Annotated in this window: 23 protein-coding genes; 15 read left to right on the top strand and 8 right to left on the bottom strand. The window is 70.3% G+C overall.

Going from position 1 to position 23,000, the window contains the following annotated elements; genetic code table 11:
• Positions 1-9: 9 nt before the first annotated feature.
• The 3 genes from ABT340_RS08625 to ABT340_RS08615 all read right to left on the bottom strand — a co-directional run bounded on the left by ABT340_RS08625 (position 10) and on the right by ABT340_RS08615 (position 3,110).
• Positions 10-651: a response regulator gene (locus ABT340_RS08625; protein WP_352010053.1), complete on the bottom strand. Its 642-nt coding sequence runs from the start codon at positions 649-651 to the stop codon at positions 10-12.
• Positions 642-1,886, bottom strand: a complete 1,245-nt coding sequence (locus ABT340_RS08620; protein ID WP_352010052.1) for a sensor histidine kinase — start codon at positions 1,884-1,886, stop codon at positions 642-644. The genes ABT340_RS08625 and ABT340_RS08620 overlap by 10 nt, the downstream gene beginning before the upstream one ends.
• A gap of 87 nt (positions 1,887-1,973) precedes the next feature.
• The gene (locus ABT340_RS08615) at positions 1,974-3,110 is read right to left on the bottom strand and encodes a D-alanyl-D-alanine carboxypeptidase family protein (RefSeq protein WP_352010051.1); all 1,137 of its coding nucleotides are present in this window, start codon (positions 3,108-3,110) and stop codon (positions 1,974-1,976) included.
• Positions 3,111-3,210: 100 nt separating this feature from the next.
• Here ABT340_RS08615 and ABT340_RS08610 point away from each other — a divergent pair, with 100 nt between their 5' ends.
• Positions 3,211-3,408 carry an SCO4848 family membrane protein gene (locus ABT340_RS08610; RefSeq protein WP_352010050.1) on the top strand — a complete coding sequence of 66 codons (198 nt, stop codon included), beginning with the start codon at positions 3,211-3,213 and terminating at the stop codon, positions 3,406-3,408.
• Here ABT340_RS08610 and ABT340_RS08605 read toward each other — a convergent pair.
• The gene (locus tag ABT340_RS08605) at positions 3,382-4,722 is read right to left on the bottom strand and encodes a peptide ligase PGM1-related protein (RefSeq protein ID WP_352010049.1); all 1,341 of its coding nucleotides are present in this window, start codon (positions 4,720-4,722) and stop codon (positions 3,382-3,384) included. The two genes, ABT340_RS08610 and ABT340_RS08605, sit on opposite strands and share 27 nt — an antisense overlap.
• An 872-nt stretch (positions 4,723-5,594) precedes the next feature.
• On the opposite strand from ABT340_RS08605, the gene ABT340_RS08600 reads away from it, so the two are divergent.
• The 7 genes from ABT340_RS08600 to ABT340_RS08570 all read left to right on the top strand — a co-directional run bounded on the left by ABT340_RS08600 (position 5,595) and on the right by ABT340_RS08570 (position 14,025).
• Positions 5,595-6,830 carry an amidohydrolase gene (locus ABT340_RS08600; protein WP_352010048.1) on the top strand — a complete coding sequence of 412 codons (1,236 nt, stop codon included), beginning with the start codon at positions 5,595-5,597 and terminating at the stop codon, positions 6,828-6,830.
• A 370-nt stretch (positions 6,831-7,200) separates the two neighbouring features.
• A complete protein-coding gene (locus ABT340_RS08595) occupies positions 7,201-8,277 on the top strand; it encodes a BMP family lipoprotein (protein ID WP_352010047.1) in 1,077 nt (358 codons plus the stop codon).
• A 75-nt stretch (positions 8,278-8,352) separates the two neighbouring features.
• Positions 8,353-9,903, top strand: a complete 1,551-nt coding sequence (locus ABT340_RS08590; protein WP_352010046.1) for an ABC transporter ATP-binding protein — start codon at positions 8,353-8,355, stop codon at positions 9,901-9,903.
• Entirely contained in the window at positions 9,900-11,072 is a 1,173-nt protein-coding gene (locus ABT340_RS08585) for an ABC transporter permease (protein ID WP_352010045.1), read from the top strand. Before ABT340_RS08590 ends, ABT340_RS08585 begins: the two co-directional genes overlap by 4 nt.
• Positions 11,069-12,346 (top strand): ABC transporter permease, encoded by a 1,278-nt coding sequence (locus ABT340_RS08580; protein WP_352010044.1) that lies wholly within the window; start codon positions 11,069-11,071, stop codon positions 12,344-12,346. Before ABT340_RS08585 ends, ABT340_RS08580 begins: the two co-directional genes overlap by 4 nt.
• Entirely contained in the window at positions 12,343-12,747 is a 405-nt protein-coding gene (locus ABT340_RS08575; protein WP_352010043.1) for a cytidine deaminase, read from the top strand. Before ABT340_RS08580 ends, ABT340_RS08575 begins: the two co-directional genes overlap by 4 nt.
• A 3-nt stretch (positions 12,748-12,750) precedes the next feature.
• The gene (locus ABT340_RS08570) at positions 12,751-14,025 is read left to right on the top strand and encodes a thymidine phosphorylase (RefSeq protein ID WP_352010042.1); all 1,275 of its coding nucleotides are present in this window, start codon (positions 12,751-12,753) and stop codon (positions 14,023-14,025) included.
• A 9-nt stretch (positions 14,026-14,034) separates the two neighbouring features.
• Here the strand turns inward: ABT340_RS08570 and ABT340_RS08565 are convergent, their stop codons facing one another.
• Positions 14,035-14,589, bottom strand: a complete 555-nt coding sequence (locus ABT340_RS08565; protein WP_352010041.1) for a TetR-like C-terminal domain-containing protein — start codon at positions 14,587-14,589, stop codon at positions 14,035-14,037.
• 85 nt (positions 14,590-14,674) lie between these two features.
• Between ABT340_RS08565 and ABT340_RS08560 the strand changes: the two genes are divergently transcribed.
• Both ABT340_RS08560 and ABT340_RS08555 read left to right on the top strand, forming a co-directional pair.
• On the top strand, positions 14,675-15,856 hold the full coding sequence (locus tag ABT340_RS08560) for an alpha/beta hydrolase family protein (RefSeq protein ID WP_352010040.1): 1,182 nt from the start codon (positions 14,675-14,677) through the stop codon (positions 15,854-15,856).
• A complete protein-coding gene (locus ABT340_RS08555) occupies positions 15,853-16,467 on the top strand; it encodes a VC0807 family protein (protein ID WP_352010039.1) in 615 nt (204 codons plus the stop codon). The genes ABT340_RS08560 and ABT340_RS08555 overlap by 4 nt, the downstream gene beginning before the upstream one ends.
• A 55-nt stretch (positions 16,468-16,522) precedes the next feature.
• Here ABT340_RS08555 and ABT340_RS08550 read toward each other — a convergent pair whose 3' ends face one another.
• On the bottom strand, positions 16,523-16,915 hold the full coding sequence (locus tag ABT340_RS08550; RefSeq protein ID WP_352010038.1) for a MarR family winged helix-turn-helix transcriptional regulator: 393 nt from the start codon (positions 16,913-16,915) through the stop codon (positions 16,523-16,525).
• A gap of 86 nt (positions 16,916-17,001) precedes the next feature.
• On the opposite strand from ABT340_RS08550, the gene ABT340_RS08545 reads away from it, so the two are divergent.
• The 4 genes from ABT340_RS08545 to ABT340_RS08530 all read left to right on the top strand — a co-directional run bounded on the left by ABT340_RS08545 (position 17,002) and on the right by ABT340_RS08530 (position 20,823).
• On the top strand, positions 17,002-18,441 hold the full coding sequence (locus ABT340_RS08545) for an MFS transporter (protein WP_352010037.1): 1,440 nt from the start codon (positions 17,002-17,004) through the stop codon (positions 18,439-18,441).
• Positions 18,442-18,599: 158 nt separating this feature from the next.
• The gene (locus ABT340_RS08540) at positions 18,600-19,232 is read left to right on the top strand and encodes an AMIN-like domain-containing (lipo)protein (protein WP_352010036.1); all 633 of its coding nucleotides are present in this window, start codon (positions 18,600-18,602) and stop codon (positions 19,230-19,232) included.
• Positions 19,233-19,390: 158 nt separating this feature from the next.
• Positions 19,391-19,744 (top strand): cupin domain-containing protein, encoded by a 354-nt coding sequence (locus ABT340_RS08535; RefSeq protein WP_352010035.1) that lies wholly within the window; start codon positions 19,391-19,393, stop codon positions 19,742-19,744.
• Positions 19,745-19,839: 95 nt separating this feature from the next.
• Positions 19,840-20,823: an aldo/keto reductase gene (locus tag ABT340_RS08530; protein WP_352010034.1), complete on the top strand. Its 984-nt coding sequence runs from the start codon at positions 19,840-19,842 to the stop codon at positions 20,821-20,823.
• A 6-nt stretch (positions 20,824-20,829) separates the two neighbouring features.
• Here ABT340_RS08530 and ABT340_RS08525 read toward each other — a convergent pair whose 3' ends face one another.
• Positions 20,830-21,120, bottom strand: coding sequence for a hypothetical protein (locus ABT340_RS08525; RefSeq protein WP_352010033.1), 291 nt, complete (start codon positions 21,118-21,120; stop codon positions 20,830-20,832).
• Positions 21,121-21,131: 11 nt separating this feature from the next.
• Complete coding sequence (locus tag ABT340_RS08520; protein ID WP_352010032.1) at positions 21,132-21,719, bottom strand: TetR/AcrR family transcriptional regulator; 588 nt, start codon at positions 21,717-21,719, stop codon at positions 21,132-21,134.
• Positions 21,720-21,892: 173 nt separating this feature from the next.
• Between ABT340_RS08520 and ABT340_RS08515 the strand changes: the two genes are divergently transcribed.
• Complete coding sequence (locus ABT340_RS08515; protein ID WP_352010031.1) at positions 21,893-22,972, top strand: adenosine deaminase; 1,080 nt, start codon at positions 21,893-21,895, stop codon at positions 22,970-22,972.
• Positions 22,973-23,000 lie beyond the last annotated feature (28 nt).

Here is a 23,000-nt window from a genome sequence, read left to right as displayed (position 1 = left end):
TGTCCTTCCTCAGATCTTCAGAAATCGCAGTACGGCGAGCACCCGTCGGTGGTCCTTGTCCGCACCGGAGAGGTCGAGCTTGGTGAAGATGTTGTTGATGTGCTTGCCGACGGCGCTCTCGGAGACGACGAGGGCCTCGGCGATCCCGGCGTTCGAACGCCCCTCGGCGATCAGCGCGAGTACCTCGTACTCCCTGCGGGTCAGCCGGTCCAGCGGGTCGCTGCGCCCGCGCAGCAGGAGCTGGGCCACCACCTCGGGGTCGAGCGCGGTGCCGCCCTCGGCGACCCGGCGCAGCGCGTCCACGAACTCGGCGACGTCGGCGACCCGGTCCTTCAGCAGGTAACCGACGCCGCTGGTCGCGGTGGACAGCAACTGGGTGGCGTAACGCTCCTCGACGTACTGCGACAGCACGAGGATCGGCAGCCCGGGATGCTGCCTGCGCAGCACCAGCGCCGCGCGCAGTCCCTCGTCGGTGTGCGAGGGCGGCATGCGCACGTCGGTGACGACGAGGTCGGGGGTGTGCTCGTCCACCGCGCGCAGCAGCGCGGCGGCGTCGGCGACCGCCGCGACGACCTCGATGCCGACACCGGCGAGCAGGCGGACGAGCCCCTCCCTGAGCAGCACCGAATCCTCGGCCAGGATCACTCGCATGGCAACTCCACCGTGATGGTCGTGGGCCCGCCGTCCGGGCTGTGGATGCTCAGTCTCCCGTCCACGGAGCCGACCCGCTGGGCCAGGCCGCGCAGACCGGTGCCACCGTCCTGGCGGGCACCGCCCCGGCCGTCGTCGTGGACGCTCACGTGCAACAGCCGGTCGCGGCGCAGCACCCTGACCTCCGCCCTGGAGGCCCGCGCGTGCTTGGCGATGTTGGTGAGCGCCTCGGAGACCACGAAGAAGGCCACCGCCTCGATGGTCGGGGAGACCCGTTCCTCCACCTCGACCTGCAGCTTGACCGGGACCGGGGCGCGGGCGGCGACCCCGGAGAGCGCCGCGTCGAGCCCCTGGTCGTTGAGCACCGCGGGATGCAGGCCGCGCACCAGGTCGCGCAGCTCCTTGAGCGCCTGCTTGGCCTCCTCGTGCGCCTGGACGATCACCTCGTGGGCGGGGGCGGGCAGGTCGGTGAGGGTGGTGCGGGCTATGCCCAGGTTCATCGCCAGCGACACCAGCCGCTGCTGCGCGCCGTCGTGCAGGTCCCTCTCCAGACGGCGGCGTTCGGCGTCCGCCGCGTCGACCACCTCGGCACGGCTCTCCCGCAGGCTCTCCACCCGCTGGGCCAGCAGGTCGCTCCTGCTCGGGCCGAGCAGCGCCTCGGCGGCGATCAGGTCGAGGGCCGTGATCCCGCGCGCCACCCACGGCACGGTGACGAAGAGCGCCAGCGCGATCACGACGGGCGGCATCATGTACCACTCACCGCCCGCCCGCCAGATCTGGACGGTCGTGGGGAGCGCGACCAGGCAGGCGGCCCAGCCGCAGACGACCCCGAGGAAGCCGACCAGGCCGATCAGCGGCGCCAGCAGGTGGTAGCCGAGCTGCCGCCACGTGCCGCCGTCCCTGGCCGCGCGCACCAGCAGCTTCAACGGGTTGCGGGTGCCGAAGCGGCGGTGCGTCCTGGGGATGTCCACGCCGAGGAACGCCTGGAAACGGGCCCGTTGCAGGTGGGTGAGCAGCGGTACGGCCCAGACGAGCAGCAGCAACGCCGCGATCGGGACCACCACGGTCCACACCAGCACGATCGAGGCCGCGACCAGGCCGATGACCACGCCGGAGGACAGCAGGGCGATCGGCAGTCCCGTCACCACGTGGATGGTGCGCAGCCAGGTGAGTGCCGACCAGTGGGCGCGGGCCCAGGCCCGAACCCGGTCCCAGGGGGTGAGCACCTCGTTCATGGCATCAAAGGTATGGACTGGCCGTGCTTGTGTGACAGGGGCGAGGTATCCCGGAAAAAGGTGAGGGAAACTCCACCCCGGCGAGGCTCAGGAGGACCTGCTCCGGGAACGTCTGCGCAGGCCGTACACCAGCAGGACGCCGCCGCCGAGCAGACCCGCGCCGAGCCCGTAGACGGCGGGGGAGAGGCCGCCGTTCCCGGCCGGTGCGGCGTCGGCCCTCGGGGCGGTCGAGCGCGCCACCTGGGGCGTCCTCGGTACGGCCTGGCCGGTCGGCGTCGGGGCGGCCTCGGGGAGCGGGTCGACGAGCGTGCCGACCGGCGTGACCCTGCTCCTGGCGGCGAACCCCCAGTCGAGCAGGTCGGCCACCTCGTTCCAGAAGTAGCCGTCGTGCCGCATGATCGTCACGATGATCGTGTGGCCGTCACGCCTGGCCGCGCCGACGAAGCTGCCCAGGGCCTTGGACGTCCAGCCGTTCTTGACGCCGATCATGCCCTTGTAGCGCCACAGCAGCTTGTTGTGGTTGCCGATCTCGTAGTAGCCCTTGGGGGCGGGGAACCTCCCGGTCTTCGTGCTGGTGTAGCGCTGGAAGTCGCGGTTGGCCAGCCCGGCGCGGGCGATCAGCGCCAGGTCGTACGCCGAACTGCTCTGCCCCGGTTTGTCGAGGCCGCTCGGTGTCTTGGCCACGGTGTCGTAGGCCTGCAGGCGCCTGGCCTCGGCGTTCATCTCCCTGAGGGTCTTGGCGAGGCCGCCGTTGGTCTCGGCGAGCGCCATCGCGCAGTCGTTGCCCGAGACCAGCAGCAACGCCTTGAAGAGGTCGTCCACGGTGTACAGGGGTTTGGAGACCAGGCCGACGGCGCTGCCCTCCTCGTTCACCGCGCGGCTGCTCGGCTTGACCTTCATGTTCTTGTCGAGCTTGGGGATCAGGGTGAGCGCCGTCAGCGTCTTGAGCGTGCTCGCCGGGAGGTAGCGTCCGTGCGGGTCCTTGGCGGCGAGCACCTCCCCGGTCTCCGCGTCGGCGACCACGTAGGACTTCGCGGCGGTCTTCGGCGGCGCCTTCACTCCGGAGGGGGCGACGATGCCCCGGGTGCCGAGCGCGGCGCCGCCGACGGGCGCCCTGCCGACGGAGTGCGTGGTGCCGCCGACCGGCTCGTTGTCGGCGTGTGCGGGAAGCCCGAGCAGAGCGTTCGCCGCCAGCAGCACCCCGACGGGCGCGACGTGTCTCATCCCCATAGTGATCACAGGGTAGCTTCGTACTGATTCGCATCATGTACACGACGCCCTGATCAGGGGCGCAATGGTGCGACGGAGTACTGAACGCATGCAAATGTCGCGAAAGATCGCCGGTTTCTTGGTAGCCGTCGCGGTTTTCATGATCTTCGAGTGGATAGATCTCGGTTTCAACCTCGCCGACGGCCACCCAACGGCCTTCTACGTCGTGCACGGCGTCCTGATCGGGGTCAACATCCTCCTGGGAATCGCCCTCGGGGTGATCGGGCTACGCGGGCTCGCAAAGCGCCCGTAGGGTCCTGTCGTGCAGGTCGGCGGCCTCCTGCGGGGAGTCCCCGATGCTGGTGAAGCCGAGCTTGCCGTACCTGTGGATCGCGCCGAGCAGGTGCAACACGTTCCCGGTACGGCTGTCGCGGTCGAAGCCGAGCCCGCTGTCGTTGACGAACTTGACGACATCGGCGGGCGTACGGCCGAGCAGGCCGTCCGAGGCACAGTTGTCCGTGGCCACGTAGTACTTGGGGCGGTCGCCGCTCACCAGCCCGGTCTGCCCGCCGGAGGAGGCGCCGGTGGTCAGCAGCGCGGCCCCGAACGGGTGGGTGGTGCCGCCGAGGCGCAGGTTGATCTCACACAGCAGCGCGCGGTACCCGGCGTCGGTCTTGATGGCGAAGAAGTCGACACCGAACAGCCCGACCACACCGCGTCCGGCGAGCGCCCTGGCGATCCGGCCCGCGCACTCCTGGACCTCGGCGCGGTAGTCGGCCGCGGCGGGGAAGACACAGCCCTTGTAGACGTCGCCGTTCTGGCCGCCCAGGATCTGCTCGTGCGTGGCGACCACGTGGCAGGAACCGCCCGGGGTGATCATGGCCAGGGCGCTGGGGGAGCGCAGCGGGCGCTCCTCGATGAACTCCTCAAGCACCGCGCCCCGCTCGGCGATCTTCTCGGCGAAGGTCACCCATGTCTCGTCGGGGGCGGAGAAGCTCGTCGGGCTCGCGCTGAGCGGCCCGTCCCCCCTGGTCACGACGGCGTTGCCCAGCCCCGAGTAGCTGTTGTTGAGCTTGACCATCAGCCGGGCCGCGGGATTCAGCGCGCGGGCCGCGTGCTCGACCTCGCTCAGCGAGCGCAGGTCGGAGAATCCCCGCGCCACCGGCACCCCGGCCGCCTCGGCGAGCGTACGGCTCCCGCTCTTCGACCCGAAGGAGGCCAGTCTGCTCGCGGGCCCGTAGATGGGCAGGTTCAACAGCGCCGAGAGCCGCTCCTCGTGCTCGCTGACGATGAACGGCACCATCCAGGCGTCGGCCGTACGGTCGAGGGCCGTGCGGATCCTCGCCAGCAGGTCGGGGCGGCGCAACAGGGACTCGGTGAGTTGGGTCGCTCCCGTATCACCCAAATTGATCATATGTAACCGCGAACGAGCCTCAGCGGGGTCGTCAAGGAAGCTCAGGTAGTAGTCAACCGTGGCGGCGTCCACCGGCGCCGAGGAGAGGTAGACGACCTCGACACCCGGGCGCCGGAGTGTGAGCAGGAAGAACAACATGCGTTCCTCGTAGCAGTAGGCGCCCGTGATCCTGCGGAGTTCGTCCTGGGGAAGCGACAGTGAAGGGACGATCACTATGGTCCCTTCGTCCGGTTCAAAGATGCTCAATCCGGAATGCTTCTCCCCGAACGGGATGCAAGTGATCATAGGCGGAGTTAAACATGCATTCCTCCCCTTTGCATCACTCCGTCGGGTTCTATGACTGGTACCTGAGGACACGGAAATTGGCAGCCCTTCGACGTTTCAAACCCCCACAAACCTGCCACTACCCCCAGAACAGTCCCCCTCCCCACTCCCCACCCCAAACATCGCCACCCGCGACGGCTGGAAGCCCCTGATCGAGACCACCCGGGGACACCCCTCGCCGATGTGACCCTCGCCCCGTGAACGCCGACGAGGTTCGCCCCCGCCCCCTCACACACAGGGTTTGATCTTGGCTTTCTCGATGCCAGGTGTGAGGAGTGTCGGCTTGGGCGCGTCGGTGCTTGGACTGAGGAGCGAAGGAGCGAAGCGGATGAGCGACGAGGGAAAGCGCCGACTCGGAGCGCCCAAGCCCGCGACGCCGAAGGCGGCGCAAAGAGACACAGCCCGCGACGCCGAAGGCGGCGCCAAACGTCTAGTCAATCCGGGCCATCATCCCTGGTCCAAGTGGGTCAGGAGATGTGAATGGAGAGCATGGGGCGGCAAAACATTTGGCCGAGATGACGGCGAGGTGTGTCCGAGGGGAGATAAAGTCGAAGTCATCGTCAACACGCCGGTGGACTCTGACCGGCCTGCCGCTTTCGTGCTGGCGGTCCATCGGTCCGCGCCGGAACGGCTCTGGGCACCCCCTCAGGCTTGTCGGTGCGGTGATCGTTTTGTCGACTGCCCCATGATTCACGTGATTGAGGGCAGTGGCACGGTGCGTCGGGACCCAGAGCTGGCAGGCGCGGATAGGACGGTGACCAATGCGGGGGCATAATCTGCGGGGGGAACTGGACGTGTTCCTCGCCGAGACCGGGCAGGAGCTGATCGGTTTCCGGCGTGACCTGCACATGCATCCCGAACTGGCGTTCGCCGAGTACCGGACGACCCAGCGCGTCGCCGACCGGCTGATCGCGGCCGGTCTCACGCCCTCGGTGCTGCCGCGCGGTACCGGCCTGATCTGCGAGGTCGGCAGCGGCGACGGGCCGACCGTCGCGTTGCGGGCCGACATCGACGCGCTTCCCGTGCCGGATGAGAAGGACGTTCCCTACAGTTCGACGGTTCCCGGGGTGTGCCACGCCTGTGGGCACGACGTGCACACCACGGTTCTGCTCGGCACCTCCCTCTTCCTGGCCAGGCAGGCCGAGGCGGGTCTGCTGCCCGGCAGGGTCCGGCTGATCTTCCAGCCCGCGGAGGAGCTTCCCGGCGGCGCGCTTGAGGTCATGGCGGCGGGCGGCATCAGCGGTGTGGACCGCATCTTCGGCCTGCACTGCGACCCCCGGGTCGACGTCGGCAAGGTCGGTCTGAAGACGGGGCCGATCACCTCCGCCTGCGACAAGGTCTTCATCAGGGTCAGCGGTCCCGGCGGGCACACGGCCAGGCCGCATCTGACCGCCGACCTGGTCTTCGCCCTGGCCAAGATCCTGACCGAGCTGCCCGCGGCGCTGTCGCGCAGGATCGACCCGCGTTCCTCGCTGAGCCTGGTCTGGGGCCGGGTCGAGGCGGGTTCCGTGGCCAACGCCATTCCCGACGAGGGGCTGGCCGAGGGCACCGTGCGCTGCCTGGACGAGCAGGCGTGGCACGCGGCCCCCGACATGATCAAGGCCCTGCTGGAGTCCGTCGCGGGCGCCTACGGTGTCGAGGCCCGGATGGACTACGTCAGAGGTGTGCCGCCGGTCGTCAACGACGAGGTCAGCGTGCAGATGCTGGCCGAGGCGGCGGGGGGCGTGCTGGGCGAGGGTTCGGCCGAGCCGACGCAGCAGAGCCTGGGGGGCGAGGACTTCGGCTGGTACCTGGAGTCGATCCCCGGGGCCTTCGCCAGGCTGGGCACCCGTACGCCGGGGACGCCGCATCCGGGTGACATCCACCAGGGCACCTTCGACGTCGACGAGTCCTGCATCGCGGCCGGGGTGCGTTTCCTCGCGGCCACGGCGCTGACCGCCCTGTGGGAGGGGCAGCGGCCCAGCGCGAGCGAGCACGTGGCGGGGGCCATCGCCTGAGGCGTCGTCGCCCGAAGCGCCGCCGTATGAGTGCCTTCGCCTGAAGTGACGTCGCCTGAAGCGCCGTCCCGGGCGCCGGTCACCGGCGTCTGGGTGGCCGCCGGTGACCGGAGTAGGTGAAACCCGGACGGATCACCCGTGGGCCTCCGCATGGAAGACGGTGCCCTACCGTGACGCTACCGTGACGACACCCGAAGCTACCGTTCGGTAGGATCGGCCGTCCCTGTGGGTCACGAGGTGGCGTGAGCTGCATAACAGACCTGTTGCGGACTGGTGTGCTGGTTTGGTCAACCCTGGTCAACCAACTATCTTCCGTGCAGGGTTGCCGTGCGTCTCCTCGCGCGTGCACTGAACGCGAAGGGGGTCCATCTTGCTTCGGAACCGGTTCGGCAGGCTGACCGCGGCGGTGGTCGCGGGAGGCATGCTCATGGGGGCTGCCGCGTGCGGGGGAAGCGAGGAGCCGGCGACGTCGGCCAAGCCCGACGCCAGCGCGAGTGGCGCTCCGCAGGAGAAGGGACCGAAGGTCGGCCTGGCGTACGACATCGGCGGTCGCGGTGACCAGTCCTTCAACGACGCCGCGGCCGCGGGCCTCGACAAGGCCAAGACCGAACTGAGCCTGGCCGACACCAAGGAGCTCGAAGCGGGCAGCGGCGAGACCGAGGCGGCCAAGGAGGAGCGGCTCAGGCTGCTCGCCCAGGGCGGTTACAACCCCGTCATCGCCATCGGTTTCGCCTACTCGGCCTCGCTGAAGAAGGTCGCCGCCGAGTTCCCCAACGTGCAGTTCGCGATCGTCGACGACGCCGCGGCCACCGGCCCCAACATCTCCAACCTGCTCTTCGCCGAGCAGGAGGGCTCCTACCTCGTCGGTGCCGCCGCGGCGCTGAAGTCGAAGAAGGAGCACATCGGTTTCGTCGGCGGTGTCCAGGTGCCGCTGATCCAGAAGTTCCAGGCCGGTTTCTACGCCGGGGCGAAGAAGATCAAGCCTGACGTCCAGATCGACGTCAAGTACCTCACCCAGCCGCCGGACTTCACCGGCTTCAACGACCCGGCCAAGGGCAAGACCGCCGCGCAGGGCATGTTCGACGCGGGCGCCGACGTGGTCTACCACGCCGCGGGCGGTTCCGGTGGCGGCGTGTTCGAGGCGGCCAAGTCCGCCAAGGGGCTGGCCATCGGCGTCGACTCCGACCAGGCGAAGACCGCCGCGCCCGAGGTGCAGGGCGTGATCATGACCTCCATGATCAAGAAGGTCGACGTCGCCGTCTTCGACTTCCTCAAGGGCTTCACCTCCAACTCGCTGAAGCCGGGCACCACGGTCTACGACCTCAAGGCGGGCGGTGTCGACTACTCGACCACCGGCGGCCAGGTCGACGACATCAAGGCCCAGCTCGACGAGCTCAAGCAGAAGATCGTCTCCGGCGAGATCGTCGTCCCCGACAAGACCTCCTGATCCACGACCTCGAAGGGCCCGGCGGATTCCTCCCCGGGCCCTTTGGGTAACGTCCAGCGTTGCGCTTTCACCACCGTGGCCATCCGTACGGAGGGGGCCGTCATCAGCACCTCGACACCGGCCGTCGAGCTTGAGGGGATCACCAAACGGTTCCCCGGCGTCGTGGCCAACCGCGACATCTCCCTGTCCGTCCAGCAAGGCCACGTGCACGCCGTCGTCGGCGAGAACGGCGCGGGCAAGTCCACCCTCATGAAGATCCTGTACGGCATGCAGCGTCCGGACGAGGGTGAGATCCGGGTCAACGGCATGGGCGTGACCTTCAAATCTCCCTCCGACGCCATCGCCGTGGGCATCGGCATGGTCCACCAGCACTTCATGCTCGCCGACAACCTGACCGTGCTGGAGAACGTGATCCTCGGCAGCGAGCCCCGCGTCGGCGGGATCGCCATCGACTTCGGCGCCGCGCGCCGCAGGATCAGGCAGATCTCTGACTCCTACGGCCTGGGCGTCGATCCGGACGCCATGATCGAGGACCTGGGCGTCGGCGCGCGGCAGCGCGTGGAGATCCTCAAGGTCCTCTACCGGGGAGCCCGCATCCTCATCCTCGATGAGCCGACCGCGGTGCTCGTGCCGCAGGAGGTGGACGAGCTCTTCGAGAACCTGCGCGGCCTGGTCCGCGAGGGCCTGACGATCATCTTCATCTCCCACAAGCTGGACGAGGTGCTCTCGGTCGCCGACGCCGTCACCGTCATCAGGCGCGGCACGACCGTCGCCGAGGTGAACCCCGGAGACGTCACCGCAAGGCAGCTGGCCGAGCTGATGGTCGGCAGCGAGCTGCCCAGCCCGGAGACACGCGAGTCGACCGTCACCGACGAGATCGCGCTCTCGGTGCGGGACCTGACGGTCCGCGCGCCCGACGGCAGGGTCCTCATCGAGGGGATCGGCTTCGACATCCACAAGGGCGAGGTGCTCGGCATCGCGGGCGTCGAGGGCAACGGCCAGGCGGAGCTGGTCGAGGCGGTCATGGGGATGCGCCAGGCGGAGGGGGAGATCCTCCTCGGTGACCAGGACATCTCCGCCTGGACGACGCTGCGCCGCCGTGAGGCGGGCATCGGCTACATCCCCGAGGACCGGCACCGGCACGGCCTGCTGCTTGAGGCGCCGCTCTGGGAGAACAGGATCCTCGGCCACCAGACACGGCGGCCGAACGCCAGGGGACCCTGGATCGACCGCGCGGGCGCCCGCGAGGACACCCGGCGCATCGTCGAGCAGTACGACGTCCGTACGCCGGGGATCGACGTGGAGGCCGCGTCCCTCTCCGGAGGCAACCAGCAGAAGCTGATCGTCGGCAGGGAGATGAGCGGGGAGCCGGTCTTCCTGATCGCCTCCCACCCGACGCGGGGGGTGGACGTCGGGGCGCAGGCCGCGATCTGGGACCACCTGCGGGCCGCCCGCGCGGCCGGGCTGGCCGTACTGCTGATCTCGGCGGACCTGGACGAGCTGATCGGCCTGTCCGACACGCTGAAGGTGATCCTGCGCGGGCGGCTGGTCGCCGACGTCGATCCGGCGACGGTCACGCCCGAGCTGCTGGGATCGGCCATGACGGGCGCGGGGGAGGCGGCATGAGCGACGGTACGGCCGGCGGCCGGGAGGCGGGGTCCACCTTCGCCGACAGGCTGATGGGCCGGGTCAAGCTGGGTGGTCTGCTCTCGCTGGCCGCGCCGGTCCTGGCCATCGTGTTCGCGGGCCTGATCACCTCGGTCATCCTGCTGGTCACCGGAGCCCCGCCGATCGAGACGATGGGCACGATGGTCGACTACGGCCTGCAGCCCAGGCCGCTGACGCTGGCGTTGAACCTCGCCTCCGGCTACTACCTGTCCGCGCTGGCCGTGGCGATCGGGTTCAGGATGAACCTGTTCAACATCGGCGTCGACGGACAGTACCGGCTGGCGGCGCTCATCGCGGCGGCCGTCGGCGGCGCGATCACCCTGCCCGCCCCGCTGCACGTCGCCGCGATCCTGCTGGTGGCCGTGCTGGTCGGCGCGGGCTGGGCGTCGATCGCCGCGGTGCTCAAGGTCAGGCGCGGCGTCAGCGAGGTCATCTCCACGATCATGCTGAACGCCATCGCGACCGCCCTGGGCTCCTGGCTGCTCAACAAGGACCGGCTCGCGGTCGAGGTCGCGGGCAGCAACAACATCGGCACCCAGCCGCTCGGCCCCTCCGCCCAGGTCCCCGGCATCCCGCTCATCCCGGGGAGCCCGCTGAAGGTGGACGGCCTGATCATCCTGGCGGCCGTCATGGGCCTGCTCTACTACGTGGTGCTCAACCGGACCCGGTTCGGCTTCGACCTGCGCGCCACCGGGCGCTCGGAGCCGGCGGCCGTGGCCAGCGGCGTCAACGTCAAGCGGATGATCTTCACCACGATGATCATTTCCGGCGCGGTCGCGGGCCTGGCGGGTATGCCGAACCTGCTCGGCGAGTCCTACAGCTACAGCCTGAACTTCCCGCCGGGGCTCGGCTTCACCGGCATCGCCATCGCGCTGCTCGGCCGCAACAACCCCGTGGGCATCGCCTTCGGCGCGGCGCTGTGGGCCTTCCTCGACACCTCGTCGAACATCCTGCAGATCCACGAGATCTCCCCGGAGATCGTCGAGATCATGAAGGGCACGATCGTCCTGTCGGTGATCGTCGCCTACGAGCTGGTCCACCGCTACCGGATCTCGGCGGGACAGCGCAGGGTCAGCAAGGAGCTGTCCGGCGGACCCAAGGTCCAGGCCGAAGGAGCGTCGGCATGAGCGAAGGCGGTCTCACCCTGGCCAAGGCTCCCGTCGTGGAGCCGCCCAGGCCGCGCAGGTTCAGGGTCACCTGGCCGGTCCTGCTGTCCGCCTTCGGTGCCCTGGTCGTGCTGCTCTCGGTCACCAGGGCGGTCACCGGCGCCGCCGACCTCACCTCGGCGGGGGCGATCAACGCCGCCGTCGCGCTGGCGGTCCCGATCGGCCTGGCCGGTCTCGGCGGCCTGTGGTCGGAGCGGGCGGGCGTGGTCAACATCGGCCTTGAGGGCATGATGGTCATGGGCACCTGGTGCGGTGCCTGGGGGGCGCTCCACTTCGGCAACCCGTGGGCGGGTGTGCTCGCCGGGGCGATCGGCGGTGCCCTGGGCGGCCTGCTGCACGCGGTCGCGACCGTGACGTTCGGGGTCGACCACATCATCTCCGGTGTCGCGATCAACATCCTGGGTGTGGGCGTCACCGAGTTCCTCTCCAAGATCACTTTCGCGGAGATGCCGGGTGGCGGCGACTCCCAGTCGCCCCCCGTGCCCAAGCCCGGCATCGTGAGCGTGCCCGGGATCGGGGACGGCCTGGCCGCCCTTGAGTCCGGCCACTGGTTCCTGGTCTCCGACCTGGCGGGCATTGTGCGGGGCCTGCTGACGAACGTCTCGTTGTTCACGGTCCTGGCGATCGCGCTGGTCCCGCTGAGCTACTACGTGCTGTGGCGTACGGCCTTCGGCCTGCGGCTGCGTTCCTGCGGTGAGCGCCCGGTCGCGGCGGAGTCGCTGGGCGTCAACGTCTACTTCCACAAGTACGCCGCGGTGCTCGTCTCCGGCGCCCTGGCCGGTCTCGGCGGGGCCTTCCTCTCGCTGGTGGCCGCGACCGCCTACCGGGAGGGGCAGACCGGAGGCCGGGGCTTCATCGGCCTGGCCGCGATGATCTTCGGTAACTGGCGTCCCGGCGGCCTGGCCGCGGGCGCGACGCTGTTCGGCTACACCGACGCGCTCCAGCTCCGCCGGGGTGGGGAGTCGGTGCACGCGCTGCTGCTCGTGGTGGCGATCCTCGTCGCCGCCGCGGCCGTCTACCAGCTCGTCGCCCAGCGGCGCACCCGGGCCGCGGTGATCAGCGGGATCGCGGCGGTCGCGGTCTTCGTGGTGTTCGCGCTGACCAGCACCATCCCCTCGGAGTTCACCTCGGTCGCACCGCACGTCACCACGCTGCTGGTGCTCTCGCTGGCCGCCCAGCGGTTGCGCCCGCCCGCCGCCGACGGCGTGCCGTACCGCAGGGGGCAGGCGAAGTGAGCGGGGAGAACGTGGACTGGCCGTCCCTCAGGCGGGAGGCCGTACGGGTGATGGCCCACGCCTACGCCCCCTACTCGAAGTTCCCCGTCGGCGCCGCGGCCCTGGTCGACGACGGGAGGGTCGTCTCCGGCTGCAACGTGGAGAACGCCTCCTACGGCCTGGGCCTGTGCGCCGAGTGCGGCCTGGTCAGCGCCCTCCAGGCGAGCGGGGGTGGCAGGCTGGTCGCCTTCACCTGCGTGGACGGCCGTGGGGAGCTGCTCATGCCGTGCGGCAGGTGCAGGCAGCTGCTGCTGGAGTTCGGCGGCCCCGGCCTGCTCGTGGAGACCGTGGACGGTCCCAGAACGCTGGCCGAGATCCTGCCGTACGCGTTCGGGCCGGACGACCTGGACCGGGGAGACTGAGGAATGGACGCCGTCGACGTCATCGTCACCAAGCGGGACGGCCGTGAGCTGTCGACCGGGCAGATCGACTGGGTGCTCGACGCCTACACCCGGGGCGTGGTCGCCGACGAGCAGATGTCCGCGCTGGCGATGGCCATCCTGCTCAACGGCATGAACCGGCGGGAGATCGCCGACTGGACCCAGGCCATGATCCGCTCCGGCTCCAGGATGGACTGGTCGGGGCTGCCGGGCCGTACGACGGACAAGCACTCGACCGGCGGCGTCGGAGACAAGATCACGCTGCCGCTGGCGCCGCTGGTCGCCGCGTGCGGCGGCTACGTCCCCCAGCTCTCCGGGCGGGGGCTGGGGCACACCGGGGGCACGCTGGACAAGCTGGAGTCGATCCCCGGCTGGCGCGCCTCGCTGTCGGGCCGGGAGATGCTCGGGGTGCTCGGCGAGACCGGCGCGGTCGTCTGCGCGGCGGGGGAGGGGCTCGCCCCGGCGGACAGGAAGCTGTACGCGCTGCGCGACGTGACCGGCACCGTGGAGTCGATCCCGCTGATCGCCTCCTCGATCATGTCGAAGAAGATCGCGGAGGGCACCGGGGCGCTGGTGCTGGACGTGAAGGTCGGCTCGGGCGCCTTCATGAAGACCGTGGAGCGGGCCCGCGAGCTGGCCACGACCATGGTCGAGCTGGGCACGGACGCCGGGGTGCGCACCGTGGCGCTGCTCACCGCGATGGACCGGCCGCTGGGCAGGACCGTGGGCAACGCGCTTGAGGTGGCCGAGTCCGTGGAGGTGCTCGCGGGCGGCGGCCCGGCGGACGTGGTGGAGCTGACGCTGCGGCTGGCCCACGAGATGCTCCAGGCGGCGGGGATCGACGGCGACCCGGAGCGGGCGCTGCGGGACGGCTCCGCGATGGACGTCTGGCGCCGCATGATCGCCGCCCAGGGCGGCGATCCCGACGCCCCGCTGCCCAGGGCCGCGGAGACCCTTGAGGTGACCGCCCCCGAATCCGGCGTGCTGACCGGCCTCGACGCCTACGGTGTCGGCCTGGCCGCCTGGCGGCTCGGCGCGGGCAGGGAGCGCAAGGAGGACCCGGTCTCCTTCGGCGCGGGCGTCGTGCTGCACGCGGGCCTGGGTGAGACCGTACGGCGGGGGCAGCCGCTGATGACGCTGCACGCCGACGACGCCTCCCGTTTCGAGCGGGCGCTGGCCGCGCTCGACGGCGCCTACGTCATCGCCGAAGGGGGAGCCGCCGAGGCGCTGCCCCTGGTGATCGACCGGATCACGGCCTGAGCGCAGGTCTCAGCCGCCCAGCCTGAGGAGCCTGTCGACCAGGGAACGGGCGTGGTCGGGGCCGACCGGACGGTTGAAGAACATCGCGTGGTAGTACAGGGGCGCGATGACGACCTCCATCAGTTCGAGCAGCGTGGGAGGGCGCTCCCCGCGCTCGGCGGCCCTGTCGAGCATGCCCTCAAGCTGCACCGCCCGGTCGACCAGGTAGGTCGCGCCCTCGGGGCCGCGTGAGCCGATCATGGCCGCGCGCAGGTAGAGGTTGCCCAGCGGCCCCGCGACGTCCTCGGCCACCTGGAGCGCGTAGGCCTCCAGATCGCCGCGGAGCGTGCCCGTGTCGGGCACCGGGGACCCCTGGGACAGGCGTTCGACCACCACGTCGTCCACCAGCGCGTTGAGCGTGCCCCAGCGCCGGTAGATCGTGGCCTGGTGCACGCCGGACCGTTCGGCCACCACGGCGATGCTCAGGTCGTCCCAGCGGTCCTCGCGCAGCAGGTCGAGCACCGCCTCGTGCACGGCCGTCCTGACCTTCGCGGTGCGCCCTCCCGGTCGCTGTACAGGTTGCATGAGAACAGCCTAACGCGAACCGTCTTGCTTTAGCGTCGAGTGCACGCTACTTTGAAGCGAAATTACTCGCATTAAGGAGTTCGGGGTGCGTCCTCTCGTCTTCACGGAAGACACCACGTTCTGGTACGAGACACTGCGCATGTTCGGCCACATCGCCTACGGCGGCGCCGACTTCGGCGAGGTCGTCACGACCTCCCAGCGCATCACCGAGAGCGACTACGACAGCTGGCACGACGAGTGGCTGGCCACGGCGGACCGGGTGGCCGCGGAGGCGGAGCGCTCACTGGCCGCCGGGCACCGGATCAGCGCCGCCGACGGCTTCCTGCGCGCGTCCAACTACTACCGCGCGGCCGAGTTCTTCCTGCACGGCGACCCGTCGGACCCGCGCCTCGCGGTCGCCTACGCACGGCAGGTGGCGGCCTTCAGGGAGTTCGCCGCGGTCCATGACATCGAGCCGGTCGAGATCCCCTACGAGGGGACCACGCTGCCCGGCTACTTCTATCGTGGCAGCGGGGGCGCCACGGTCGTCATGCACAACGGCTTCGACGGCAGCGTGGAGGAGATGCACTTCTTCGGGGCGGCGGCGCTGCGGGAACGCGGCTTCAACGTGCTGACCTTCGACGGCCCCGGGCAGCCGGGCGCCATCAGGAAGGGCCTGGTCTTCCGGCCCGACTGGGAGAACGTGGTCGGCCCGGTGCTCGACTGGCTTGAGGCCAGGCCGTACGTGGACGGGGAGCGGGTCGCGCTGCTCGGGGCGAGCATGGGGGGCCTGCTGGCGCCGCGCGCGGCGGCGTTCGAGCCCAGGGTCAGGGCGCTCGTCGCCTTCGACGGCGTCTACGACATGGGCGTCGTCATCGCCGAGAGGTTCGGCGGCGACAGGGAGGCGGCCAGGCGGGCCCTCGACGACCCGGAGGCCGACACGTTCATGCGCGGGCTGATGGAGCGGGACGCGGTCACGCGCTGGGCCGTCGGCCACGGCACCTGGGTGACGGGCACCTCGCCGAGCGGCTACGCCAGGGCGATGCTCGACGACTACCACCTGGGCGACGGCGTCGCCGAGCGGATCACCTGCGCGACGCTCGTCTGCTCCGCCCCCGACGACTTCGCGTTCAGGGGGCAGCCCGAGACGCTGTACGCCCACCTGACCTGCGACAAGACGCTCATCGAGTTCCACGAGGCCGAGGGGGCCGACGCGCACTGCCAGTCGGGCGCCCAGCGCCTGGCGATGGCCCGCATCGGCGACTGGCTGGAGAGGACGTTCCGATGAGGAAGATGCTGCCGGTTCTGCTGTGGGACGTGCTTCCCGCGATCGCCGCCTACTACGCGCTGCGCCTGCTGGGCCTGAGCGAGTACGCCGCGCTGCTGGCCGCCACCTGTGTGGGCGCGCTGCGCGTGGTCTACGTGGGTGTCAGGGAACGCAGGCTGGACGGCTTCGCCGCGTGCACGGGCCTGGTGTTCGCGCTCGGTCTCGGCCTCTCCTTCCTCACCGGGGACGAGCGGTTCATGCTGGTCGTCAAGTCGGTGACCACGACGGTCCTCGGACTCGTCCTGATCGGCACCTGCCTGGCCGGGCGTCCGGCGGCCTTCGGGATCGCCAAGCGCCTCGGCGCGGAGGACGAGGCGACCGCCGCCCGCTGGGACAGGCTCTACACCGATCTGGCGGCCTTCCGGCGGATCTACTTCGTGATGACGCTGACCTGGGCGTTCGCCCTGCTGGTCGAGTCGGCCGTGCGGATCCCGCTGGTCTACCTGCTACCGGTGGACGTCATGGCGGGTCTGTCCACGCTGCTGCTGGTCGGCACGCTGCTGCTGCTCGGCGTGTGGTCCGCCTGGTACGGCGGTCGCGCGGAACGGGTGATCACCTCCTCCCGTTCCTGAACACCACGAGAGCGCGGCCCGTGACCACGGACCGCGCTTCTCCGGACGTGGGAGATCAGGCCTCCGCGGGGCGTGACTCCGTGGTCAGGGCGCTCATCAGCACGGCCCGGTGGGTCGGCAGGGCCTCCTTGTGGCGCGCGCGGCCCTCGTCGGTGATGCGGACGAACACCCCGCGCCGGTCGGCCTCGCACATGTTCCTGCAGACCAGGCCCGCCTTCTCCAGCCGCGCGATCAGCCGTGAACACGCGCTCTGGCTCAGGTGGACGGCGTCGGCCACCTCCTGGACGCGGTATTTGTCACGGCCGCCCTCGACCATGCGCTCCAGGACCTCGAACTCGCTCATCCCGAGCCGGTGGCGCTCGGAGAGCTCACGTTCCAGCGCGCACGAGGCCGCGGCGTGCCTGGCCAGCACATCTCGCCACAGGTGCACGACGGAGTCCTCGTTCATGTCGCGGAGCATACCATCCTCAGTCAACTAATGCACGAGAATTAAGTTCGCTTGCATTAGATGCGTCTGCATGTATGGTTGTCCGCATGATCTCCTCCACGGAAGAGCGCTGGGACGCGCGCCTCTGGGCAGCGCTCGCGGTGCTCTGCGCCGTCATCTTCCTCGACGCCCTCGACGTCTCGATGGTGGGAGTCGCGCTGCCGTCCATCCAGGCCGACCTGGGTCTTTCCACCTCCGCCCTGCAGTGGGTGGTCAGCGGCTACGTGCTCGGATACGGCGGGCTGCTGCTCCTCGGCGGCCGCACCGCCGACCTCCTCGGCAGGCGCAAGGTCTTCCTGGCCGCGCTCGCCGTCTTCGTGTTCGCCTCCCTCCTCGGCGGCCTGGTCAACGACGGCACGATGCTGATCGCCGCCCGGTTCGTCAAGGGCGTCAGCGCCGCCTTCACCGCCCCCGCCGCGCTGTCCATCATCACCACGACCTTCGCCGAGGGCCCCGCCCGCAACCGGGCCCTGAGCGTCTTCACGGCCTCCGGCGCCAGCGGATTCTCGCTGGGCCTGGTCATCTCCGGCTTCCTGACCGAACTCGGCTGGCGCTGGACGTTCCTCATGCCGGTCCCCGTCGCGATCATCGCGCTGTTCGCGGCCATGAAGGTCCTGCCCAAGCGGCGTGAGGAGAGGGCGGAGAGCGGTCACGACCTCATCGGCGCGGTGACGATCACCGCCTCGATGCTGCTGCTCGTCTTCACCGTCGTCGAGGCGCCCGCCGCGGGCTGGTTCTCCCTGCGCACCATCGGCTCCCTGGTCGGCTCCGCCGTACTGCTCGGCCTGTTCGTGCTGACCGAGTCGAAGGTCAAGCACCCTCTGGTACGGCTCGGCATCCTGCGCTCCGGGCCCATCGTCCGGGCCAACCTCGGACTGGTGATCCTGTTCGGCTCCTACGTCGGCTTCCAGTTCGTGGCCATGCAGTACTTCCAGAACTTCCTGCACTGGTCGGCCCTGGAGACCGCGCTGGCCTTCCTGCCCGCCGGAGTCCTGGTGGCCGTGACGTCGACCAGGATGGGCAGCCTGGCCGACCGGTTCGGCACCGGCAAGCTGATCGCGGTCGGCTCGGCCTCGCTTGCGGGCGCCTTCGCCCTGTTCCTGCGGGTCAACGCCGATCCCAGCCTGGCCACGCTGATCATCCCCGGCATGGTCCTGCTGGGCATCGCCTTCGCCCTGTCCTTCCCCTCGCTGAACATCCAGGCGACCAACGGCGTCGCCGACGACGAGCAGGGCCTGGCCTCCGGCCTGCTCAACACCTCGGGGCAGGTCGGAGGGGCGATCGTGCTGGCCGTCGTGACGGCCGTGCTCACCTCGAACACCGGTGCCGACCCGCTGGACGCCTTCCGCGCCGCGATCACGGTCTCCGCGATCCTCGCCGTGGTCGGCCTGCTGGTCGCCCTCACCGGGCTGCGCCGCCCCCGTTCGGAGTCCGCGGCTGTGGACGCCGGGGACGCCGGAGAGGGCAGGGTGCTGGAGACCGTCTGAGACGCGCGGGCCGTACGGCCCGCGGAACCCGGTCCTCAGGGCCGCCGACGCAGGAACCGGGGCGCGTCGGCGGCCCTGAGGCCGTGTGCCGGGTGTGGATCTTCGCAGGTGGTGAACCCGGACCGGCCTCTGGGCATCTAACCGGACAGGAGGCCATAATGAAGCGCACCCGCGTCGCACTCGCCCTTGCCCCGTTCGTCCTGCTGACCGGTTGCGGCCTGTCCGGCGGCCCGCCCTCGGCCGCTCCGGGGACGACCACCCCGACCACCCCGACCGTCACGGCCACCGTCACCGTCTCACCCTCCGTCTCCTCCGCCGCCCCGGCCTCCCCCGACTTCCCCGGGGAGACCCGGCTCGGGCCCCCGACGAGCACGCGGGAGGTCACGGTCAGGCGGACCACGGACAACCCGCCCCTCGTGCTCGGGGCGCGCTTCGCCAAACACGACGGGTTCGACCGGGTGGTGATCGACCTGAACGGCGGGCAGCCCGGCTACAGCGTGCAGTGGGTGCCCAGGCTGGTCCAGGACGGTTCGGGCGACCCGATCGACGCCCCGGGAGGGGCCTACCTCCAGGTGACCATCACCCCCGCCAACGCGCACGGCGAGACCGGCTCCCCGACCTGGGTCGGCGGCCCGGTCTTCCACGCCGGGCTGGGCAACGTGCGCAGCGTGGTCAAGACCGGAGACTTCGAGGCCGTGGTCGGCGTGGGCATCGTCCTCGACCACCGGGCCCCCTTCCGGGTCCTGGAGCAGCGCGCCCCGCAGCGCCTGGTCATCGACGTCGCGCACTGACCGCGCACACGGGCCGGCCGTACGAAGGTCCGCGTGGGGTTCGCCGGCGTGACGGCACCGACCGCGCACACGGGCCGGCCGTACACCGGCGGACCGGCGTGATCTCCGGGGACGTCCCCCGGCGGCGCGGCCGGCCCGCGCGCTGGCAGACTGGCCCGATGGTACGCAGAATCGACAACGCCACCCGCATCCCCGTCCCCGGCGGCAAGACCATCGACGAGTACGTCGGCCGGGTCAACAGCGGCGACACCCGGATCTCGATCGCCCACATGACGGCTCCTCCCGGGTGGGACGAACCCGCCCAGACGCCGGAGTTCGCCGAGTACACCCTCGTGCTCAGAGGCACGGTCGTCGTCGAGCACGACGGGGGCGTCACCGAGGTCGGCGCGGGCCAGGCGTTCGTGAGCGAGCCGGGGGAGAGGATCCGGTACAGCTCCGGCCCCGAGGGCGCCGAGTACGTCGCGGTGTGCCTGCCCGCCTTCTCCCCGGAGAGCGCCAACCGCTCAGAATGACGACCGGAGGGCTCCGGGCTTGACCTGGAGTGCACTCCACATCCCAGACTCCTTTCCCGGGGCCCGCGAACGCCGGGCCGTACCGGAAGGACACCATGAAGTACCGCACCATCGGCACCGACCCGAAGACCCGCCGCGAGGTGAGCGTGATCGCCCTGGGCGCCATGCTCTTCGGGTCGGCGACCGACGAGAGCACCTCCTACGCGATCCTCGACCGCTACGTCGAGGCGGGCGGGACGTTCGTCGACACCTCGAACAACTACGCCTACTGGGTCGACGGAGGCCTGGGCGGGCGGAGCGAGGAACTGCTCGGGCGGTGGCGGCGCAGCCGCGGCGTCGGGGACGAGATCGTCATCGCCACCAAGCTGGGCGCCCGCCCGCTCGTGCCCGGCACCGGCTACGCCGACGGCGCCGACGGGCTGTCCGCGAAGGCGATCAGGGAGTCCGCCGAGGCCAGCAGGCAGCGGCTCGGGGTGGACAGGCTCGACATGCTCTACGCGCACATCGAGGACAGGAGCGTCTCGGCGCGGGAGACCGTCGAGGGCTTCGCCGAGCTGGTCACCGAGGGAACCGTCGGGCTGCTCGGGGTGAGCAACCACGCGGTCTGGCGGGTCGAGCGGGCCCGTGCCATCGCCGCCGAGGCCGGGCTGCCCGGCTACGAGGTCCTGCAGTACCAGCACAGCCTGCTGCGCCCGCGCTACGACATGCCCTACGGCATCTTCCCCGAGGGCAGTCTCGGTCACGCAGGGGCCGAACTGCTGAGCTACCTGAAGGAGGAGCGCGACCTCACCCTGGTCGCCTACTCCCCGCTGATGGGCGGCGTCTACGCCCGGCAGGACAAGCAGCTGCCGCCGGACTACGACCACCCGGGAACGCCCGTCAGGCTCGCGGCGCTGCGCGAGGTCGCCGCGGAGACCGGGGCGACGGTCAACCAGGTGGTGCTTGCCTGGCAGCTCGGCGGGCCGTACCCGATCATCTCGCTGGTCGGCGCCTCCTCCGTCGCGCAGCTTGAGGAGAGCCTGGCCGCCGTTGACCTGGAGCTGACGGAGGACCAGCGAGCCCGCCTGGACGTGTTCTGACGGCCGTCAGGCCGTCTCCCCACGCCCGAAGGCGCCAGGGCCCGCGTGGAAGAGGCCGATGAGCAGGACGCTCACGCCGATGGAGGCGAAGGCCGGTCCGGGGTGCCGGTCGATGTGCGCCCACCACAGCAGCGCGCCGCCGAGGACGAGGCCCGCCCATCCCGCGACGAGGTTGGGGACGGGCCCGTTGCCCAGGGCGCTCGGGTAACGCCTTCTGGTGATGCCGCGGACGAAGTGCGGAAGTCCGTTACCGGCGACGAGGCCGCCGAGGAAACTGAGAACGATCGTCTGCCACATCGTGGAAGTCCTTATGGTCGGTCGAGCTGACGGCTGAGCATGGGAAGCAGCACCGCGTCCACGAGCGTGTGCAGGAAGTGGTCGTCGAGGGGTTCGCCGGTGACGAGGAGACGGGACAGCAGCGCGGCCGAGCCGATTTCGGCGAGGAGCGCGTGGTCGACCGTCTCGGGAACCTCGCCCCTGGCGGCGGCCCTGGCCAGGACGGCCGCGAACACGTCGCGTTTGTGGTCGAGGACGTGTCGCCGTACGGCGTGCGCGAGATCGGGGTCGCGACGCATCGCGACGAGGAGCCCGAGGATGAGCGCGCTGTCCTGACCGGTGAGGCCGGCTCGCAGCTCCAGCAGCACCGCCACCAGGTCGTCACGCAGGTTCGTGGTTTCGGGCGGGGCGGCCACCGGTGTTCCGGCATACCGCCGTACGGCCGTCCCCACCAGCTCGGCCTTGCCCGGCCATCGTCGGTAGATCGTGGCCTTGCTGGCGTGGGCCCGCTCCGCGACGGCCTCGATGGTCAACCGGTCGTAGCCGACCTCACCCAGCAGGCTCATGGCCGCGAGCAGGATGGCTTCCTCCCGTATCTCGCCGCGTCGGCGCGTCGGCATCCCGGCCTCCTGTCGAAACGGTGCCGTTCACATCAAGAAGTGTACGCATGCGTTTCGATTGTGCGGAAGGGATCCTCCCGGATCCGGGCGGGCCGGCCGGTCCGTTCCAGGGCGCCCGGAACGGTCGCGTGGCTGCCGCCGTCCGTTCCGGACCTCGCCCCTAGGATGAGGAGATGAGTCAGCCACTCGCCCTTGAGGAGATCCGTCAGGCTCCCAAGGTGTTGCTCCACGACCACCTCGACGGTGGCCTGCGGCCGGAGACGATCGCCGATCTGGCGCGTGATTCGGGATACGCCGGGCTGCCGACGACGGACCCGGACGCGCTGCGCGCCTGGTTCCGCGAGGCCTCCGACTCCGGGTCGCTCGAACGCTACCTTGAGACCTTCGACCACACGGTCGGCGTCATGCAGACCCGCGAGGCCCTGGTGCGGGTCGCCGCCGAGTGCGCGGAGGACCTGGCCGCCGACGGCGTGGTCTACGCCGAGGTGCGCTACGCGCCGGAACAGCACACCCAGGCGGGCCTCAGCCTCGAAGAGGTGATCGAGGCCGTGATCGAGGGGTTCGAGACCGGCTCGCGGGGCCGCGGCATCAAGGTGGGCACCCTGCTGACCGCGATGCGCCACCAGGCCAGGTCCATGGAGATCGCCGAGCTGGCCGTCCGCTACCGCGACGTGGGCGTCGCGGGCTTCGACATCGCCGGGGCCGAGGCGGGCTACCCGCCGACCCGTCATCTCGACGCCTTCGAGTATCTCCAGCGGGAGAACGCCCACTTCACCATCCACGCCGGTGAGGCCTTCGGCCTGCCGTCGATCTGGCAGGCGCTCCAGTGGTGCGGCGCGGACCGGCTCGGCCACGGGGTCCGCATCATCGACGACATCACGGTCTCCGAGGACGGACAGGCCAAACTGGGCAGGCTGGCGGCCTACGTCCGTGACAAGCGCGTCCCGCTGGAGATGTGCCCGACCTCCAACCTCCAGACCGGGGCCGCCCCCTCCATCGCCGAGCACCCGATCGGGCTGCTGCGGTCGCTGAACTTCCGGGTCACGGTCAACACCGACAACCGGCTGATGAGCGGCACCTCCCTGTCCGAGGAGTTCGCCAAGCTCTCGGAGACCTTCGGGTACGGCTGGGACGACCTGCAGTGGTTCACCATCAACGCGATGAAGTCGGCGTTCCTGCCGTTCGACGAACGGCTGGCGCTCATCAACGGCGTCATCAAGCCCGGGTTCGCACGACTCAAGTGGCGGGCGTGATTCCCCGCGGATGTGTTGAAGTCTCCCG

Source organism: Streptosporangium sp. NPDC000239, from assembly GCF_040300765.1.
Lineage (GTDB): Bacteria > Actinomycetota > Actinomycetes > Streptosporangiales > Streptosporangiaceae > Streptosporangium.
This window is presented reverse-complemented; position numbering and strand designations above follow the sequence as displayed.

What these genes read in the sequence shown, in the direction of transcription:
- ABT340_RS08625 (WP_352010053.1), bottom strand. Translation starts at nt 651, where the DNA reads ATGCGAGTGATCCTGGCCGAGGATTCGGTGCTGCTCAGGGAGGGGCTC.
- ABT340_RS08620 (WP_352010052.1), bottom strand. Translation starts at nt 1,886, where the DNA reads ATGAACGAGGTGCTCACCCCCTGGGACCGGGTTCGGGCCTGGGCCCGC.
- ABT340_RS08615 (WP_352010051.1), bottom strand. Translation starts at nt 3,110, where the DNA reads ATGAGACACGTCGCGCCCGTCGGGGTGCTGCTGGCGGCGAACGCTCTG.
- ABT340_RS08610 (WP_352010050.1), top strand. Translation starts at nt 3,211, where the DNA reads ATGTCGCGAAAGATCGCCGGTTTCTTGGTAGCCGTCGCGGTTTTCATG.
- ABT340_RS08600 (WP_352010048.1), top strand. Translation starts at nt 5,595, where the DNA reads ATGCGGGGGCATAATCTGCGGGGGGAACTGGACGTGTTCCTCGCCGAG.
- ABT340_RS08585 (WP_352010045.1), top strand. Translation starts at nt 9,900, where the DNA reads ATGAGCGACGGTACGGCCGGCGGCCGGGAGGCGGGGTCCACCTTCGCC.
- ABT340_RS08580 (WP_352010044.1), top strand. Translation starts at nt 11,069, where the DNA reads ATGAGCGAAGGCGGTCTCACCCTGGCCAAGGCTCCCGTCGTGGAGCCG.
- ABT340_RS08570 (WP_352010042.1), top strand. Translation starts at nt 12,751, where the DNA reads ATGGACGCCGTCGACGTCATCGTCACCAAGCGGGACGGCCGTGAGCTG.
- ABT340_RS08565 (WP_352010041.1), bottom strand. Translation starts at nt 14,589, where the DNA reads ATGCAACCTGTACAGCGACCGGGAGGGCGCACCGCGAAGGTCAGGACG.
- ABT340_RS08555 (WP_352010039.1), top strand. Translation starts at nt 15,853, where the DNA reads ATGAGGAAGATGCTGCCGGTTCTGCTGTGGGACGTGCTTCCCGCGATC.
- ABT340_RS08550 (WP_352010038.1), bottom strand. Translation starts at nt 16,915, where the DNA reads ATGAACGAGGACTCCGTCGTGCACCTGTGGCGAGATGTGCTGGCCAGG.
- ABT340_RS08545 (WP_352010037.1), top strand. Translation starts at nt 17,002, where the DNA reads ATGATCTCCTCCACGGAAGAGCGCTGGGACGCGCGCCTCTGGGCAGCG.
- ABT340_RS08540 (WP_352010036.1), top strand. Translation starts at nt 18,600, where the DNA reads ATGAAGCGCACCCGCGTCGCACTCGCCCTTGCCCCGTTCGTCCTGCTG.
- ABT340_RS08535 (WP_352010035.1), top strand. Translation starts at nt 19,391, where the DNA reads ATGGTACGCAGAATCGACAACGCCACCCGCATCCCCGTCCCCGGCGGC.
- ABT340_RS08530 (WP_352010034.1), top strand. Translation starts at nt 19,840, where the DNA reads ATGAAGTACCGCACCATCGGCACCGACCCGAAGACCCGCCGCGAGGTG.
- ABT340_RS08525 (WP_352010033.1), bottom strand. Translation starts at nt 21,120, where the DNA reads ATGTGGCAGACGATCGTTCTCAGTTTCCTCGGCGGCCTCGTCGCCGGT.
- ABT340_RS08520 (WP_352010032.1), bottom strand. Translation starts at nt 21,719, where the DNA reads ATGCCGACGCGCCGACGCGGCGAGATACGGGAGGAAGCCATCCTGCTC.
- ABT340_RS08515 (WP_352010031.1), top strand. Translation starts at nt 21,893, where the DNA reads ATGAGTCAGCCACTCGCCCTTGAGGAGATCCGTCAGGCTCCCAAGGTG.